9 protein-coding genes and 1 pseudogene are annotated in these 15,449 nt (G+C 72.2%); 2 read left to right on the top strand and 8 right to left on the bottom strand.

All coding sequences use genetic code 11. The features are described 5' to 3' along the window. Positions 1–175: 175 nt before the first annotated feature. Positions 176–1,273, top strand: coding sequence for an enolase C-terminal domain-like protein (locus AB0J87_RS56120; protein WP_363982637.1), 1,098 nt, complete (start codon positions 176–178; stop codon positions 1,271–1,273). Positions 1,274–1,289: 16 nt separating this feature from the next. Here AB0J87_RS56120 and rbsD read toward each other — a convergent pair whose 3' ends face one another. The 8 genes and pseudogenes from rbsD to AB0J87_RS56080 all read right to left on the bottom strand — a co-directional run. Continuing rightward, positions 1,290–1,679 (bottom strand): D-ribose pyranase, encoded by a 390-nt coding sequence (gene rbsD, locus AB0J87_RS56115; RefSeq protein WP_350732963.1) that lies wholly within the window; start codon positions 1,677–1,679, stop codon positions 1,290–1,292. Continuing rightward, positions 1,676–2,581 (bottom strand): ribokinase, encoded by a 906-nt coding sequence (locus AB0J87_RS56110; protein ID WP_363982633.1) that lies wholly within the window; start codon positions 2,579–2,581, stop codon positions 1,676–1,678. The genes rbsD and AB0J87_RS56110 overlap by 4 nt, the downstream gene beginning before the upstream one ends. Next, the gene (locus AB0J87_RS56105; RefSeq protein ID WP_363982630.1) at positions 2,578–3,531 is read right to left on the bottom strand and encodes a D-ribose ABC transporter substrate-binding protein; all 954 of its coding nucleotides are present in this window, start codon (positions 3,529–3,531) and stop codon (positions 2,578–2,580) included. The genes AB0J87_RS56110 and AB0J87_RS56105 overlap by 4 nt, the downstream gene beginning before the upstream one ends. 39 nt (positions 3,532–3,570) lie before the next feature. Next, positions 3,571–4,539 (bottom strand): ABC transporter permease, encoded by a 969-nt coding sequence (locus tag AB0J87_RS56100; protein WP_363982627.1) that lies wholly within the window; start codon positions 4,537–4,539, stop codon positions 3,571–3,573. Next, positions 4,523–6,031 (bottom strand): sugar ABC transporter ATP-binding protein, encoded by a 1,509-nt coding sequence (locus tag AB0J87_RS56095; protein ID WP_363982624.1) that lies wholly within the window; start codon positions 6,029–6,031, stop codon positions 4,523–4,525. Before AB0J87_RS56095 ends, AB0J87_RS56100 begins: the two co-directional genes overlap by 17 nt. After that, positions 6,028–7,044 (bottom strand): LacI family DNA-binding transcriptional regulator, encoded by a 1,017-nt coding sequence (locus AB0J87_RS56090; protein ID WP_363982621.1) that lies wholly within the window; start codon positions 7,042–7,044, stop codon positions 6,028–6,030. Before AB0J87_RS56090 ends, AB0J87_RS56095 begins: the two co-directional genes overlap by 4 nt. 293 nt (positions 7,045–7,337) lie before the next feature. Then, positions 7,338–8,159, bottom strand: coding sequence for a proprotein convertase P-domain-containing protein (locus AB0J87_RS56085; protein WP_363982869.1), 822 nt, complete (start codon positions 8,157–8,159; stop codon positions 7,338–7,340). Positions 8,160–8,204: 45 nt separating this feature from the next. Next, positions 8,205–9,151: pseudogene (locus AB0J87_RS56080) on the bottom strand (S8 family serine peptidase); the annotation flags it as partial. Positions 9,152–9,966: 815 nt separating this feature from the next. Between AB0J87_RS56080 and AB0J87_RS56075 the strand changes: the two are divergent. Next, positions 9,967–15,444 (top strand): biotin carboxylase N-terminal domain-containing protein, encoded by a 5,478-nt coding sequence (locus AB0J87_RS56075; RefSeq protein WP_363982618.1) that lies wholly within the window; start codon positions 9,967–9,969, stop codon positions 15,442–15,444. The last annotated feature ends 5 nt before the right edge of the window (positions 15,445–15,449 follow it).

Genomic DNA, 15,449 nt, shown 5'->3' with positions numbered 1-15,449 from the left:
GAACATGAGAGATGGCTGTCCGTTGTGTCGTGGCAATAAACTCGGGCGCCGGTCCGATGGAGCGCTGCCGGTAATTACCGGGCGAATTGTTTACGCCCCGCTGAACTATTCAGCAATGGGCCGGGAAATTCGCGGCGCGCGTTTGGCGGGGACGTGCGGGGTAGGGCTGGACGGGGTGAGCACCATCGAGCAGGTCGCGGCGAGCGCGTACCGGATACCGACCGATCAGCCCGAAGGCGACGGCACCCTGGCCTGGCGGGCGACCACGCTGGTGGTCGTCACGGTGACGGCCGGCGACACGACCGGCACGGGCTGGACCTATGCCCCCGCCGCCACGGCGTCCCTCGTCACGGAGCTGCTGACCGAGACGATCATCGGGTCCGACGCGCTCGGCATCCCCGCCCTGTCGGCCGCCATGAACCGGCAGGTACGCAACGCCGCCCGGCCCGGCGTCGCCGGATACGCGCTCTCCGCGGTGGACGTCGCGCTGTGGGATCTGAAGGCGCGGCTGCTCGGCGTCCCGCTCGCGCGCCTGTTCGGCGCGGCGCGCGAGGAGGTCCCGCTGTACGGCTCGGGCGGCTTCACGACGTATGACGACGCCGCCACCACGGCCCAGCTCGCCGGCTGGGTGCACGACCAGGGCATCGGCCGGGTGAAGATCAAGATCGGCGAGTCCTCCGGGACGTGCCCCGAGCGCGACCTGCGCCGCGTGGCGCTGGCCCGCCGCGTCATCGGCGAGCGGGCCGAGCTGTACGTCGACGCCAACGGCGGCTACGGCGCCAAGCAGGCCGTCCGCGTGGCCGAGCGGATGCGCGAGCACGAGGTGACCTGGTTCGAGGAGCCGGTCTCCTCCGACGACCTGGCCGGGCTGCGGCTGGTCCGCGAGCACTGCGCCGCCGACGTGACCGCCGGGGAGTACGGCTGCGACCCGCCCTACTTCAACCGCATGTGCCAGGCCCGGGCCGTCGACTGCCTCCAGGTCGACGCCACCCGCTGCGGCGGCTACACCGGCTGGTTCGCCGCCACCGCCATCGCCGCCGGGCACCACCTGCAGGTCTCCGCCCACTGCGCGCCCAACCTGCACCTCCCGGCCGCGGCCGCCACCGTCAACCTGCGCCACATCGAGTGGTTCCACGACCACCAGCGCATCGAGTCCACCCTGTTCGACGGCGCCGCGGACCCCACCGGCGGCCTGGCCCGCCCGCACACCGGCACCCCCGGCCACGGCCTGACCCTGCGCACCGGCACCGCCCAGGCTTACCGCGTCGCCTGAGGGTGGGCGGGGCCGCTCAGAAGGCCACGCCGCAGCGCAGGATGACGTTGGCGTACGGGTGCGCCTCCCCGGTGCGCACCACCAGCCTGCTGGCGGCGGAGAGCTGCTTGAGCCGTTCGTGCGGCACGTACGCCAGCCCCGGCAGCCGCTCGCCGAGCAGCGCGGCGCAGGCGGGATTGGCCGCCCGGACCTCCTCGGCCGCCGTGGCGCCCTCGACGACGATCTCGGCGAGGATGCCGTCGAGCACGTCGGCGAACGACGGGATGCCCGCCACGAATGCCAGGTCCACCACCTCCGCCCCCGCCGGCAGCGGCATGCCGCTGTCGCAGATGAGCAGCTCGTCGGTGTGCCCGAGCCGCGCCAGGGCACCCGCCAGGGCCGCGTTGATGACGCCGCCGCGCTTCACAGGTCCTCCACCTCCGCCATCGTCGGGTACGAATCCTGCGCCCCCGCTCGGCGCACGGCCGCTGCGCCCACCCTGGCGGCGAACGCCGCGGCCCGCGCCAGCGGCTCGCCCGCGGCCAGCCGCCAGGCCAGCGCCCCGGTGAACGCGTCACCGGCCCCGGTGGTGTCCACGGCCTCCACGCGGGGACTGGGCACCGCGTGCACGGCGCCGTCCTCGGCCACCATGTCGGCCACCACGGCCCCGTCGGCGCCCAGCGTGATGACGACCGAGCGGGGGCCGCGCGCCAGCAGCTCCCTGGCCTGCCGGTCCGGCGCGCCGGACGCGCCGAGCAGCAGGGCCGCCTCGTGCTCGTTGACGACCAGCGGATCGCACAGCGCCAGCAGCTCGTCCGGCACCGGGACGGCCGGCGACAGGTTGAGCACCGCGCGCCGGGCCAGCCGGGCCGCGGCGAGCACCGCCGGCAGCGGGATCTCCAGCTGCAGGGACACGACCGGGGCCGAGCGCAGCAGCGGCGCAGCGTCCAGCACGTCACCCTCGGTGAGCCGGGCGTTGGCGCCGGGGGCGACGATGATGCTGTTGTCACCCTGCGGCCCGACGGCGATCATGGCGATGCCGCTGGCGGCCGCCGTGTCGTGCAGGTGGCCGAGGTTCACGCCGTCGCGTTCCAGCGACTCGCGCAGCAGCCGCCCGTGCCCGTCGGCGCCGACCCGGCCGAGCAGCGCCACCCGAGCGCCGAGCCGGGCGGCGGCCACGGCCTGGTTGGCGCCCTTGCCTCCGGGATGGACGGCCAGCTCCGAGCCGAGCACGGTCTCGCCGGGTGCGGGATGCCGGTCGACCTGGACGACCAGGTCGGCGTTGGCCGACCCTACGACCACGACGTCGTGTTCGCCCAAGGAGCTCATGCGCCGGTGAACTCGGACAGGTTGTCCTTGGCGGCGACCTTCACCGGCACGTTGGCGGTGGCCTCCAGCTGCTCGCTCTTGACGGCCTTGACCGCGTTCTGGACGGACTGCTGGCCGAGCAGGGCCGGCTGCTGGGCGATGCTGGCCGCCAGCGTGCCGGCCTCGATGGCCTTCAGCCCGTCGGGGGTGCCGTCGAAGCCGACCACCTTGACGTCCTTGCCGGCCTTGGCGCCGAGCGCCTTGATCGCGCCGAGCGCCATCTCGTCGTTCTCCGCGAACACGCCGGTGACGCCGGAGTGCGACTGCAGCAGGTTCGTCATGACGTCCAGGCCCTTGGCGCGGTCGAAGTCGGCCGGCTGCTGGGCGACGACCTTGATGCCGGGGAACGCCTTGATGCCCTCGGCGAAGCCCTGGCCGCGGTCGCGCGAGGCGGAGGTGCCGGGCACGCCCTGGAGGACGACGACCTCGCCCTTCTCGCCGATCTCCTTGGCGAGCCGCTCCGCGGCCAGCTTGCCGCCGGCCACGTTGTCGGAGGCGACGGTCTGGGCGACCTTGCCCCCGTTGACGCCACGGTCCACGGCGATCACCGGAACGTTGGAACGTTCCGCTATCTTGACCGCCGGCGCGGCGGCGTCGGAGTCGACCGGGTTGATGATGATCGCCTTCATGCTCTGGCTGGTGAAGTTCTGCACCTGGTTGACCTGCTGGGAGGCGTCGTTCTGCGCGTCGGTGACGGTCAGCGTGACGCCCAGCTTCTTGGCCTCGGCCTCGGCGCCGGCGCGCAGCTGCACGAAGTAGGGGTTGTTCAGGGTGGAGATCGACATGCCGATCTTGACGTCGCCGCCGGAGGCGGCTCCCGCCGAGCCGGCGGAGGACGTGCCGGACGAGCCGCAGGCGGTCAGACCGAGGGTCAGGGCGGCGCCCGCCGCTACGAGGGCGTGGATGCGCATGGGTGGTACCTCACTTTTTCTTACTGGGTTTGCGGGATGTCAGCGGCCGCTTCGGCGGCGCAGGGTGTCGAGCAGGACGGCCAGGGCGATCACGACGCCGATGACGACCTGCTGCCAGAAGGCCGACACCGACAGCAGGTTCAGCCCGTTGCGCAGGACGGCCAGGATGAGCGCGCCGACCAGCGTGCCGAGCGCCCTGCCCTTGCCGCCCGACAGGCTCGCCCCGCCGATGACCACGGCGGCGATCGCGTCCAGCTCGTAGCCGGAGGCGGCCTGCGGCTGCGCCGAGGCGAGCCGGCTGGCCAGGACGATGCCGGCCACCGCGGCGAACGCGCCGGACAGGGCATAGGTGACGAGCTTCTGCCGGCTGACGGCGATGCCGGACAGCCGGGCTGCCTCCTCGTTGCCGCCGATGGCGTACATCGCCCGGCCCGCGTACGTGCGGTTGAGCACGACGGCGGCGATCACGCCCATGAGCGCCATCACCAGCACGGGCACCGGCAGGTAGCCCCCGACGGTGTCGCCGAGGTGGGAGACCGCCTCCGGCATCTCGATGGGGCTGCCCTGGGAGACCACCAGGGCCAGGCCGCGCGCCACGCCCAGCATGGCGAGCGTGGCGATGAACGGCGGCAGCTTGCCGTACGCGATGAGCGCGGCGTTGACCAGCCCGCATCCGATGCCGACGGCGAGCGCGACGAGCGTGGCCAGCGGCCAGGGCAGCCCGCTGTCGGCGGCCGTCCAGGCCAGCACGATCGCCGACAGGGCGGCCACGGCGCCGACGGACAGGTCGATCCCGCTGGTGATGATGACGAACGTCGAGCCGAAGGCGAGGATCGCGGTGACCGCCGCCTGGACGCCCACGTTCAGCAGGTTCGTCACGGTCAGGAAGTCGCCGGACAGCAACGACAGGGCCACGACGAGCACGACGAGCGCCGCGACCGAGCCGTTCTCGGCCAGCAGGTTCCTGGCCGTCGGCCGTACGGCCAGCACGTTAGTGGACACGAGCATCCTCCACCTCGGTGACGGCCAGCGCCATCACGGAGTCCTGGTTCGCGTCGGCGGCCTCCAGCTCGCCGACGAGCCTGCCTCTGGCCATGACGAGGATGCGGTCGCTCATCCCGAGGATCTCGGGCAGATCGCTGGAGATCATGAGGACCGCGTGGCCGGAGGCGGTGAGCGAATTGATCAACTGGTAGATCTCGACCTTGGCGCCGACGTCGATGCCGCGCGTCGGCTCGTCGAGAATGAGCACGTTGGCGTCGGCGAGCAGCCACTTGCCGATCACGATCTTCTGCTGGTTCCCGCCCGACAGGGTGCGCACCTCCTGGCCGAGGTGGCTCATCCGCACGCCGAGCTGGTCGGCCACCCGCGCGGCGGCCTGGCGCTGCCCGGCCCGGTCGACGAATCCGCCGTGGCTGGCGCCGCGCAGGGTGACCAGGCCCAGGTTCTCGGCGATGTCGGCGCCCAGGACGAGTCCCTGGCCCTTGCGGTCCTCGGGGACCAGGCCGAGCCCGGCCTCCATGGCGGCGCGCACGTCGCCGCCGGGCAGCCGCCGGCCGCGTACCAGCACCTCGCCCGAGTCGGGGGCGTCGGCGCCGAACACCGCCCGGGCCACCTCGGTGCGGCCCGCGCCGACCAGCCCGGCCAGGCCGACGACCTCGCCGGCCCGCACCTCGAAGGACACGCCGGAGAACGCGCCGGCCCGGCTCAGGTCGCGCACCTGCAGCAGCGGCTCGCCGGCCGCACTCGCCTCGCGCGGGTACTGCTGGTCGATGGGCCGGCCCACCATGAGCCGGATCAGCTCCTCCTCGGGCGTGCCGGCCGGCACCTGGGCCACCGAGCGGCCGTCGCGCAGCACGGTCACCCGGTCGCCGATCTGGGCGATCTCCTCCAGGTGGTGGGTGATGAACACGATCGCGACGCCCCGCTCGCGAAGCTGCCCGACCAGGTCGAACAGGCGCCGCACCTCGGTGGTGGTGAGCACGGCGGTGGGCTCGTCCATGATGAGGACGCGGGCGTTCAGCGCGAGCGCCTTGGCGATCTCGACCATCTGCATCTGCGCGATGCCCAGGTCGGCGACGCGGGTGCGCGGGTCGACGCCGACACCGACCAGGTCGAGCATGCCGCGGGCCTGCTCGTGCATGCGGCGCGTGTCGACGAACCCGAAGCGGCGGGGCGGCCGGCCCAGGGCGAGGTTCTCGCCCACGGTCAGCTGCGGGACCAGGTTGAACTCCTGGTAGATCGTGGCGATGCCGAGCCGCTGGGCGTCGGAGGCGTTGCGGATGTCGACCGGTTCGCCGTCGACGAGGATGCGGCCGCTGTCGGGCTGGTAGGCGCCGGACAGCATCTTGATGAGCGTGCTCTTGCCGGCGCCGTTCTCGCCGAGCAGGACGTGTACCTCGCCTGCGCGCAGGTCGAAGTCGACGCCGTCGAGCGCCACCACGCCGGGGAATCTCTTGCCGAGCCCCTCGACGCGCAGGATCTCCCGTGCCTGGCTCACGAGCCGCCCTCCTTCCTCGTGCCGGTCTCTCCGCAGGACTCGCGCGCCACGAGCCTGGCGGGCAGCACCACCGACTCGGCGGCCCGGCCGCTCAGCACGTCGAGGATCACCCGGACCGCGCGCCGCCCCAGCTCGGCGGTGGGCTGGCTGATCGCGGTGATGCGGGGATGGACGTGGTTGAACCACGGCACGTCGTCGAACGAGGCCAGCGCGACGTCGCGGGGGATCTCCAGGCCGCGTTCGCTGATCGCGTCGAGCGCGCCGAGTGCCATGAGGTTGTCGCCCAGGAAGATCGCCCGCGGCGGCTCGGGCAGGTCGAGCAGCTCGGAGGTGATCCGCTGGCCGCTGCCGGCGCGGAAGTCGCCGACGCGCACGTACTCCTGGGGGATCTCCAGGCCGTGCTCGGCCGCCGCCCGCAGGAAGGCCTCGGTCCGCTCGCGGCCGGTGGACAGGGTGCTCGGCCCGGACACGAACGCGATCCGCCGGTGCCCGAGGGCGCGCAGGTGGGCGACCAGCTCGGCGATGGCGGTGCTGCCGTCGGCCCGTACCGACGGCACCTCGATGCCGCTGAGCGTCCGGTCCAGGAAGACCAGCGGGCGCTCTCCCCGGCTGACCTCCTCCACCAGGGGCGTCACCTCGGCGGTGGGGCAGATCAGCAGCCCGTCGACCCGCCGTTCGAGCAGGGTGCGCACGTAGTGGTCCTGCTGGTCGGCGCGCTCGTCGGCGTTGCCGATGATCACGGTGTAGCCGGCCGCGCGGGCCTCGTCCTCCACGGCCCGCGCCAGCTCGGCGAAGAACGGGTTGAGGATGTCGCCGATGATCAGCCCGAGCGTCCTGGTGGCTTCGGTGCGCAGCGACCGGGCGACGGCGTTGGGCCGGTAGTTGAGCGCGGCCATCGCGTCGTGGACCCGGTTGCGCGTCTCCTCGGTGACGGAGGGGTTGTCGTTGAGCACCCGGGAGACCGTCGCGACGGAGACGCCCGCCTGCGCGGCGACATCTTTGATTCGAGCCACCTGACCTCCATGTAATCGGTTACACGAGCGTATGTAATCGGTTACATGATTGTGAATCGGTAGGCTGTGTGATTCAGGTCACATTCTCGAAGGGTGCCCGTGCCCTTCGCTACGCCACGGTGTGGGTGAACGGCGTCGAGGTGGCCCGCCACCGCGGTCTCCGGACGGCGCCCACGACCTCGAAACCGGCGTCACGGTGAACCGGCGATGAGCCGGTCATCCGCGCTCGGCCCGCCTGTGACAGCCGGGCTTCCCGCTCGGCCGTCACAGGCAGGCCCCTGTGGATCAGCGGCTCAGAACTTGATCCACCAGCCGTCCAGGTAACCCGTGTCGCCCGCGGTGACGTCCTCGACGCGTAACGTCCACGTCCCGTTCGCCGGTGAGGCGCTGCCGTCCACCGGATAGGTCTCCCAGATCACGTCGCCGTTGTCCTGGGGGCTTGGTATACGGAGCTTGTACACCTTGCCGTTCGGGCTGATCAGGTCGATCTTCAGATCGCCCACCCAGGTGTGGTGGACCTCCGCGTAGACCGTCGCCTTCGAGGGCGCGTTGCCCGGGAGCCAGCCCGTCACCGTGATGGGCGAGGTGACGACGCCCTTGTCCGGGATGTTGTGGTCGTCCCAGTTCTCGAAGAAGGGGAAGTCCATCGACCAGCCGTCGATGAAGCCGGCGTCGGGGGAGTAGGCGTCCGTGGCGCGGAGCTTCCAGGTGCCGTTCGGCGTGGTCACGGAACTGGTGTCCACGTCGTACGTCTCGTCGATGGAGTCGCTGCCGTCCGGGGACGGCTCCCGCAGCGGGAACACCTTCCGGTCCGGGCTGACCAGTTCGAGCTTCAGATCACCCACCCAGGGGTGCTGGACGGAGACCCAGACGTGCAGCTGGACCGGCCCCTTGTCGAGGATGCCGCTCACGTCGATCGGAGAGTCCACGCTGCCCCGATCGGGAATGGCGTGGTCGTCCAGGTTCGCGAAGTACGGCGGCCAGACGCCCTTCGGATCGTCCGGCGGAGTGGGGGTGGGCGTGGGGGTCGGGTTCTGGGGGAGGGCGGCGCTGTCCAGCCGGAGCCGCGGAGTGGTGGCGCCGGTGTAGGTGATGGCCTTGCCCGTGGTCTTCATGGCCGATTCCAGCTCCGCGATGCTCGACTGGGGGAAGGCCTGGCGGAGCACGGCCAGCGCGCCGCTCACGTGGGGAGCGGCCATCGAGGTGCCGCTCAGCGGCGCCCACTTGTCCCCGGGCACGGAGGAGATGATCGAGGTCCCGGGGGCGAAGAGGTCCAGGAGGGGCCGCGGTTGCTGAAAGTGGACACGGTGTCGTCGTCGGTGGTGCTGCCCACCGTGATGGCGGAGGACACGCAGGCCGGTGCGCTCACCGCGTCGCCGTACCCGTTGTTCCCGGCCGCCACCACCGTCGCCACCCCGGCCGCCAGGAGGCCGTCGATGGCCGGCTTGCGCGGATCGGTGTCACACGTCGCGGTGTACCGGCCGCCGCCCAGACTCAGGTTGGCGGCCACCAGCGGCGTACCGGCCTCCTTCAGCTCCAGGACCTTCTCCAGGCCCGCCACCTGGGCGCTGGTGAAGCTCAGCACGCACGGCGCGGCGCCCGCGCCGCAGAAGTCCTCCGACGTGAACTTGCTGAACACCTGAATGGCGACCAGGTCGGCTCCGGGTGCGACACCGGCCGGTGGTGCTCCGGTCACGCCCTTGCCGTCGCCGGCGGCGATGCCGGCCACGTGCGTGCCGTGATCACAGTCGAGGGCGGGGTCCGCGCAGGGCCCCTGTTCGGCGTCGGCCGCCCCGGGCCCCTCCTGCTGGGCGGTGCCGTCGGGGCACAGGCTGGTGGCGCCGTAGTCGGCGTCGATGGGGGAGAGGCAGGCCTCGTCGAGCACCCGTCCGCTCAGGAAGGGGTGGCCGGTCGCGACTCCGGTGTCCAGGACGGCCACCGCGCTGCCCGCGCCGGTCAGGCCCGCGGCCCGGGTGCGATCGCCGCCGATCAACGGGACGCTCTCGGCCAGCACCGGCGGCACCGGCCGGTCCTCCGACACGCTCACGACGCCCGGCCGGGCGGCCAGCCGGTCCAGCGCCGCGGCGTCGACACGCAAGGTCACCATAGGGAACCGGGACAACGACTGCAGCACCTGGCCGGCGCTCGCGGCGTCGGGCAGATCGGCCCGCGTTCTGGTGACGACGTTCACTCTGATCTTGCCGGCGGCGGCGGCCCGCGCGCGTAACCCCGGCTCTATCGACGGCGGCGGCGCCGCCGTGGTCCGTTCGTCCACCGGCGCGGCGCGAGCCGGTACGCTCGCGACCGCCGTGGCCGCCAAGGCCATGATGACGACGAGCAACAGAGGGAGCGGCGTCGCCGCGGCGGCGACCGTGGACGTTAATCGGCGCAACCAGGCCTCCTTCATGGTGATTTGATCACCTGGACAGTAAGTGCTCGAAAAGCGTCCGGCAAGGGCCTGGACAGATGTTCTGCACGGTGCTCAAATCGCATACGGAGCTGCATCCTCGGTGCCTGCGGCGAGTACCGTTCCGCATCGTTGCTTCGCGCTGTATGGCCAGGTCAGATGCCATATAAAAGGACTCTGGCGAAAAATTGGCCAGGCGCTCCACCTGCTTTTCCCAAGGAATTTATGGCGGCTTTATGGTGCTTCTGTGGCGGTTGCCTCGATAATTGTCGCAACGAAATTTCGGCACATTCGCCGAGGCGTGTGCCCGTCCGGTTCCGGAGGCTTCGGAGGGCGGTGGCGGGGCGGGAGGGGGCCGGGCACCTTTTGTGGGGTTTCCACAACGCAGCGGCTTCGCCATGAGCGATGCGGGCCATTGGTGTAGCGGGCGGCGATCGAGCAGGGTGTAGAAAGGTGCAGGCGGCGCTCCGGACTCGGGCGTCGCCTTTGTGCGTGAGTATGGGGAGGCTCAGCCGGTGTTCAGTCGTGTCGCCATCGTCAACCGTGGAGAGGCAGCGATGCGCCTCATCCACGCCGTCCGGGACCTCTGCGCGGAGACCGGGGCCCGGATCGAGACGGTGGCGCTCTACACCGACGCCGACCGCCACGCGACCTTCGTCCGCGAAGCGGATCTCGCCTATCCGCTGGGCCCCGCCTCCGCCCGCCCGTACCTCGACCACGCCGTCCTGGAGCGGGCACTGGTGGAGACCGGCGCCGACGCCGCGTGGGTCGGCTGGGGGTTCGTCGCCGAGGACCCGGCGTTCGCCGAGTTGTGCGAGAAGATCGGCGTCACCTTCGTCGGGCCGAGCGCGGAGGCGATGCGCAAGCTGGGCGACAAGATCGGCGCCAAGCTCATCGCCGAGAAGGTCGGCGTCCCCGTCGCGCCGTGGAGCCGCGGCGAGGTCGCCACCCTGGAGGACGCGCTGCGCGCCGGCGACGAGATCGGCTACCCGCTGATGCTCAAGGCGACCGCGGGCGGCGGCGGGCGCGGCATCCGCATGGTCGCCTCGAAGGAGGACCTGACCGACGCCTACGAGCGCACGAGCCAGGAGGCGCTGCGCGCGTTCGGCTCCGGCGTGGTCTTCCTGGAGCGGCTGGTCACCGGCGCCCGCCACGTCGAGGTCCAGGTCATCGCCGACGGTCAGGGCACCGCGTGGGCGCTGGGCGTGCGGGACTGCTCGGTGCAGCGGCGCAACCAGAAGATCATCGAGGAGTCCGCCTCGCCGGTGCTGGGGATCGAGCAGACGGCCGAGCTGAAGGCGTCGGCCGAGCGGCTCGCCGTGGCGGTCGGCTACTGCGGCGCCTGCACCGTCGAGTTCCTCTACCACCCCGGCGAGAAGCTGTTCGCCTTCCTCGAGGTCAACACCCGGCTGCAGGTCGAGCACCCGATCACCGAGATCACCACCGGCACCGACCTGGTCCGGCTGCAGCTGCACGTGGCCGGCGGCGGGAAGCTCGAGGGCCCCCAGCCGGCCGAGGCCGGCCACGCCGTCGAGGCCCGGCTCAACGCCGAGGACCCCGACCGCGACTTCGCGCCCGCTCCTGGCCGCATCGCCCGCCTGATCCTGCCCACCGGGCCCGGCATCCGCGTCGACACCGGCGTCAGCGAGGGCGACACCATCCCGGCCGACTTCGACTCGATGATCGCGAAGATCATCGCCTACGGCCGCGACCGCGAGCAGGCGCTGGGCCGGCTGCGACGCGCGATGGCCGACACCACGGTGATCATCGAGGGCGGCGCCACCAACAAGAGCTTCGTGCTCGACCTGCTCGACCAGCCCGAGGTGATCGACGCGAGCGCCGACACGGGCTGGATCGACCGCGTACGCGCCAAGGGCCGCCTGATCAGCCACCGCCACTCCGCGATCGCCCTGGCCGCCGCCGCGATCGAGGCCTACCAGGACGAGGAGGAGGTCGGCCGCCGGCGGCTGCTGTCCACCGCGCACGGCGGCCGCCCGCAGGTGCAGCACGACTCGGGCCGCCCGCTGGACCTCAAGCTCCGTGGCGTCGGCTACCGGGTGAGCGTGGCCCGCGTCGGGCACCGGCGCTTCCGCGTCGGGATCTCCGGCGGCGGCGACGTGCACCCGGCGGACGTCGAGGTGGAGCGGTTCGACGAGCACAGCGGCCAGATCGTGGTCAACGGCCGCCGGTTCCGGGTGGTGTCGGCCACGCACGGGCCGATCCACCTGGTCGAGGTCGACGGCGTGACGCACCGGATCAGCCGCGACGAGGGCGGCGTCGTCCGCTCGCCCGCGCCGGCGCTGGTGGTCGCGACGCCGCTGTCGGCCGGCGACGAGGTCGAGGCGGGCGCGCCGATCCTGGTGCTGGAGAGCATGAAGATGGAGACGGTGCTGCGCGCGCCGTTCCGCGCCCGCGTCCGTGAGTGCCCGGTGTCGGTGGGCAGCCAGGTCGAGACCGGTGCGCCGCTGATGCGCCTGGAGCCCCTCGCCGACGAAGGCCCCGAAGAGGAGGCCGCGGGCACCGTCGAGATCGACCTGCCCGCCGTGCCGTCGGACGTGTCCGCGGCCGACCGGGTCGAGCGCGGCCTGCAGGACCTGCGTGGCCTGCTGCTCGGCTTCGACGGCGGGCCCGACGACCGCAAGCAGGTGCTGACCTCGTACCTGGACGCCCGCGCCGAGCTGGGCAGGCAGCCGATCGAGGGCGAGCTCGACCTGCTCACCGTGTTCGCCGATCTGGCCGAGCTGAGCCGCAACAAGCCGGGCGGCGCGCTCGACGTCGAGCCGGGCAACCCCGTGCACAGCCCGCGCGAGTTCTTCCACAGCTACCTGCAGAGCCTCGACGTCGAGCGCGCCGGCGTCACCCAGAGCTTCCAGGCCAAGCTCACCAGGGTCCTCGCCCACTACGGCGTCCACGACCTCGACCGCACGCCTGAGCTGGAGGCGGCGGTCTTCCGGATCTTCCTGGCCCAGCAGCAGATGAGCGCCGGCGTCGCGATCGTGTCGGAGCTGCTGCGCCATTGGCTGGCCGGCGCGCCGCCGTTCGAGTCGCTCAACGAGCGCGCCGGGCTCGGCCTGGAGCACCTGGTCGAGGCCACGCAGGTGCGCTTCCCCACGGTGTCCGACCTGGCCCGCGGCGTGGTGTTCCGCTGGTTCGCCCAGCCGCTGCTGCGCCGCAACCGCGCCAAGGTCTACGCCGCCGTACGTGACGACCTGCGCTACCTGGACGCCGACCCCGACGCGCCGGACCGCGCCGAGCGGATCCAGGCCATGGTGGCCAGCTCCGAGCCGCTGGTCCGGCTGATCGGCCAGCGGATCGGCCGGCCCGGGCTGGACCACGCGCCGCTGCTGGAGGTGCTGACCCGCCGCTACTACGGCAACCGCGGGCTGTCCGAGGTCACCGCGCGCGAGGTGGCGGGCTGCCCGTTCGTCACCGCCGAGCGCACCGGCGCGGACGGCGTGACCCGCGTGGTCACCACGGCGGTCGACATCGCCGCCCTGCCCGCGGCCATCGGCGCCGTCGGCACGTTCGCCACCGGCAGCGCCACCGATGGGGGGTTGGTCGCCGACCTCTACGTCACCTGGGAGGACCAGCCGGACGCCGACGCCATGGCTGCGCGGATCGGGCAGCTCCTCGCCGAGCACTCGCGGCCCGCGGGCGTCAGCCGGGTCACCACCACCGTCGTCGGCACCAGCGGCGCCGTGATGCATCACCACTTCACCTTCCGCCCCGACGGCGCGGGCTTCGCCGAGGACCGGCTGATCCGCGGCCTGCACCCGCAGATCGCGGAGCGCCTGCAACTGCAGCGGCTGCGTGAGTTCGACCTCACCCGGCTGCCGTCGGCCGACGAGGAGGTCTACCTGTTCAAGGCCGTGGCGCGGAGCAACCCGGCCGACGAGCGGCTCATCGCGATGGGCCAGGTCCGCGACCTGACGCCGCTGCGCGAGGCCGACGGCAGGCTGATCGCGCTGCCCGCCGTGGAGGACGCGCTCACCGCGGGCCTCGACGCGATCCGCAACATCCAGGCGCAGCGCCCCCAGAACAAGCGCTTCGACACCAACCGGATCATGATGTACGTCTGGCCGTCGACCGAGCTGTCCACCGACGAGCTCAACATGCTGGTCCAGCGCATCCTGCCGACCACGGCGGGCGCGGGGCTGGAGGAGGTCCAGTTCGTGGCCCGCCAGCGCAACGCCGCCGGCGAGCTGGCCGAGGTCGCCGTGCGGATCACCCTCGACCCGGGCCACGGCGCGAGCCTCGACGTCGGCAAGCCGTCGACGGAGCCGGTCCAGCCGCTGGACGACTACCGCCAGAAGGTGCTGCGCGCGGCCCGGCGCGGAAACGTCTACCCGTACGAGCTGACCGGCCTGCTCGCCGGGCCGGAGGGCAGCTTCGCCGAGCACGACCTCGACGCCGGTGGCGTGCTCGTGCCGGTCGACCGGCCCAAGGGGAAGAACTCCGCGGCGATCGTGGCGGGCGTCGTCACGACGCCGACCGAGCGGCACCCCGAAGGCGTCACCCGCGTGGTCCTGCTCGGCGACCCGACGAAGGCGCTGGGCGCGCTGTCGGAGCCCGAGTGCTCGCGGGTGATCGCCGCCCTCGACCTCGCCGAACGGATGCGGGTTCCGCTGGAGTGGTACGCGCTGTCGGCCGGCGCGCGGATCTCGATGACCTCGGGCACCGAGAACATGGACTGGGTCGCGGCCGCGCTCAAGCGGATCGTCACGTTCACCCAGGACGGCGGCGAGATCAACATCGTGGTCGCCGGGATCACCGTCGGCGCCCAGCCGTACTGGAACGCCGAGGCGACGATGCTCATGCACACCAAGGGCATCCTGGTGATGACGCCGGACTCGGCGATGGTGCTCACCGGCAAGCAGTCACTCGACTTCTCCGGCGGCGTGTCGGCCGAGGACAACTTCGGCATCGGCGGTTACGACCGCGTCATGGGGCCGAACGGCCAGGCGCAATACTGGGCGCCCAACCTGCCGGCCGCCCGCGACGTGCTCATGGCGCACTACGACCACACCTACGTCGTGCCCGGCGAGACCGCGCCGCGGCGGGCGCACACCATCGACCCGGCCGACCGCGACATCACCGAGTTCCCGCACACGATCGACGGCAGCGACTTCGCCACCGTCGGCCAGATCTTCTCCGCCGAACACAACCCCGACCGCAAGAAGCCGTTCGACATCCGCACCGTGATGCGTGCCGTGTCCGACCAGGACCACCCGGTGCTGGAGCGCTGGGCGGGCATGGCCGACGCGGAGACGTCCGCCGTACAGGACGTGCACATCGGTGGCCGGCCGGTCTGCCTGATCGGCATCGAGTCGCGCTCGGTGCCGCGGCGCGGCTTCCCGCCCACCGACGGCCCCGACACCTACACCGCGGGCACGCTGTTCCCGCGGTCGTCGAAGAAGACCGCGCGGGCGATCAACTCCGCGTCGGGCAACCGGCCGCTGGTGGTGCTGGCCAACCTGTCCGGGTTCGACGGCTCGCCGGAGTCGATGCGCAAGCTCCAGCTGGAGTACGGCGCGGAGATCGGCCGGGCGATCGTCAACTTCGACGGGCCGATCGTGTTCTGCGTGATCTCCCGTTACCACGGCGGCGCGTTCGTGGTGTTCTCCAAGGCGCTCAACCCGAACATGACCGTGCTGGCGCTGGAAGGCTCGTTCGCCTCGGTGCTCGGCGGCGCCCCGGCCGCCGCCGTGGTGTTCTCCGGCGAGGTGAACAACCGCACCGCGACCGACCCGCGGGTGACCGAGCTGCAGACGCGGGTCTCGGCGGCCAGCGGCGCCGAGCGGGCGGCGCTCAACGCCCAGCTCGCCGAGGTGCAGGCCGCCGTCCGGGCGGAGAAGCTCGGCGAGGTCGCCGCGGAGTTCGACCGGGTGCACAGCATCCAGCGCGCGGTCGAGGTCGGCTCGGTGGACGCGATCATCAGCGCCGCCGAGCTGCGGCCGCGGATCATCGAGGCCATCGAGCGCGCGATGGCCTGACCTTC

It is taken from the genome of Nonomuraea sp. NPDC049625, assembly GCF_040675285.1.
In the GTDB taxonomy this organism is placed as follows: Bacteria; Actinomycetota; Actinomycetes; order Streptosporangiales; family Streptosporangiaceae; genus Nonomuraea; species Nonomuraea angiospora_A.
The sequence above is the reverse complement of the archived record's forward strand: the minus strand, read 5'-3'. Positions and strand labels throughout refer to the sequence as shown.

What these genes read in the sequence shown, in the direction of transcription:
- AB0J87_RS56110 (WP_363982633.1), bottom strand. Translation starts at nt 2,581, where the DNA reads ATGAGCTCCTTGGGCGAACACGACGTCGTGGTCGTAGGGTCGGCCAAC.
- AB0J87_RS56105 (WP_363982630.1), bottom strand. Translation starts at nt 3,531, where the DNA reads ATGCGCATCCACGCCCTCGTAGCGGCGGGCGCCGCCCTGACCCTCGGT.
- AB0J87_RS56100 (WP_363982627.1), bottom strand. Translation starts at nt 4,539, where the DNA reads ATGCTCGTGTCCACTAACGTGCTGGCCGTACGGCCGACGGCCAGGAAC.
- AB0J87_RS56085 (WP_363982869.1), bottom strand. Translation starts at nt 8,159, where the DNA reads ATGAAGACCACGGGCAAGGCCATCACCTACACCGGCGCCACCACTCCG.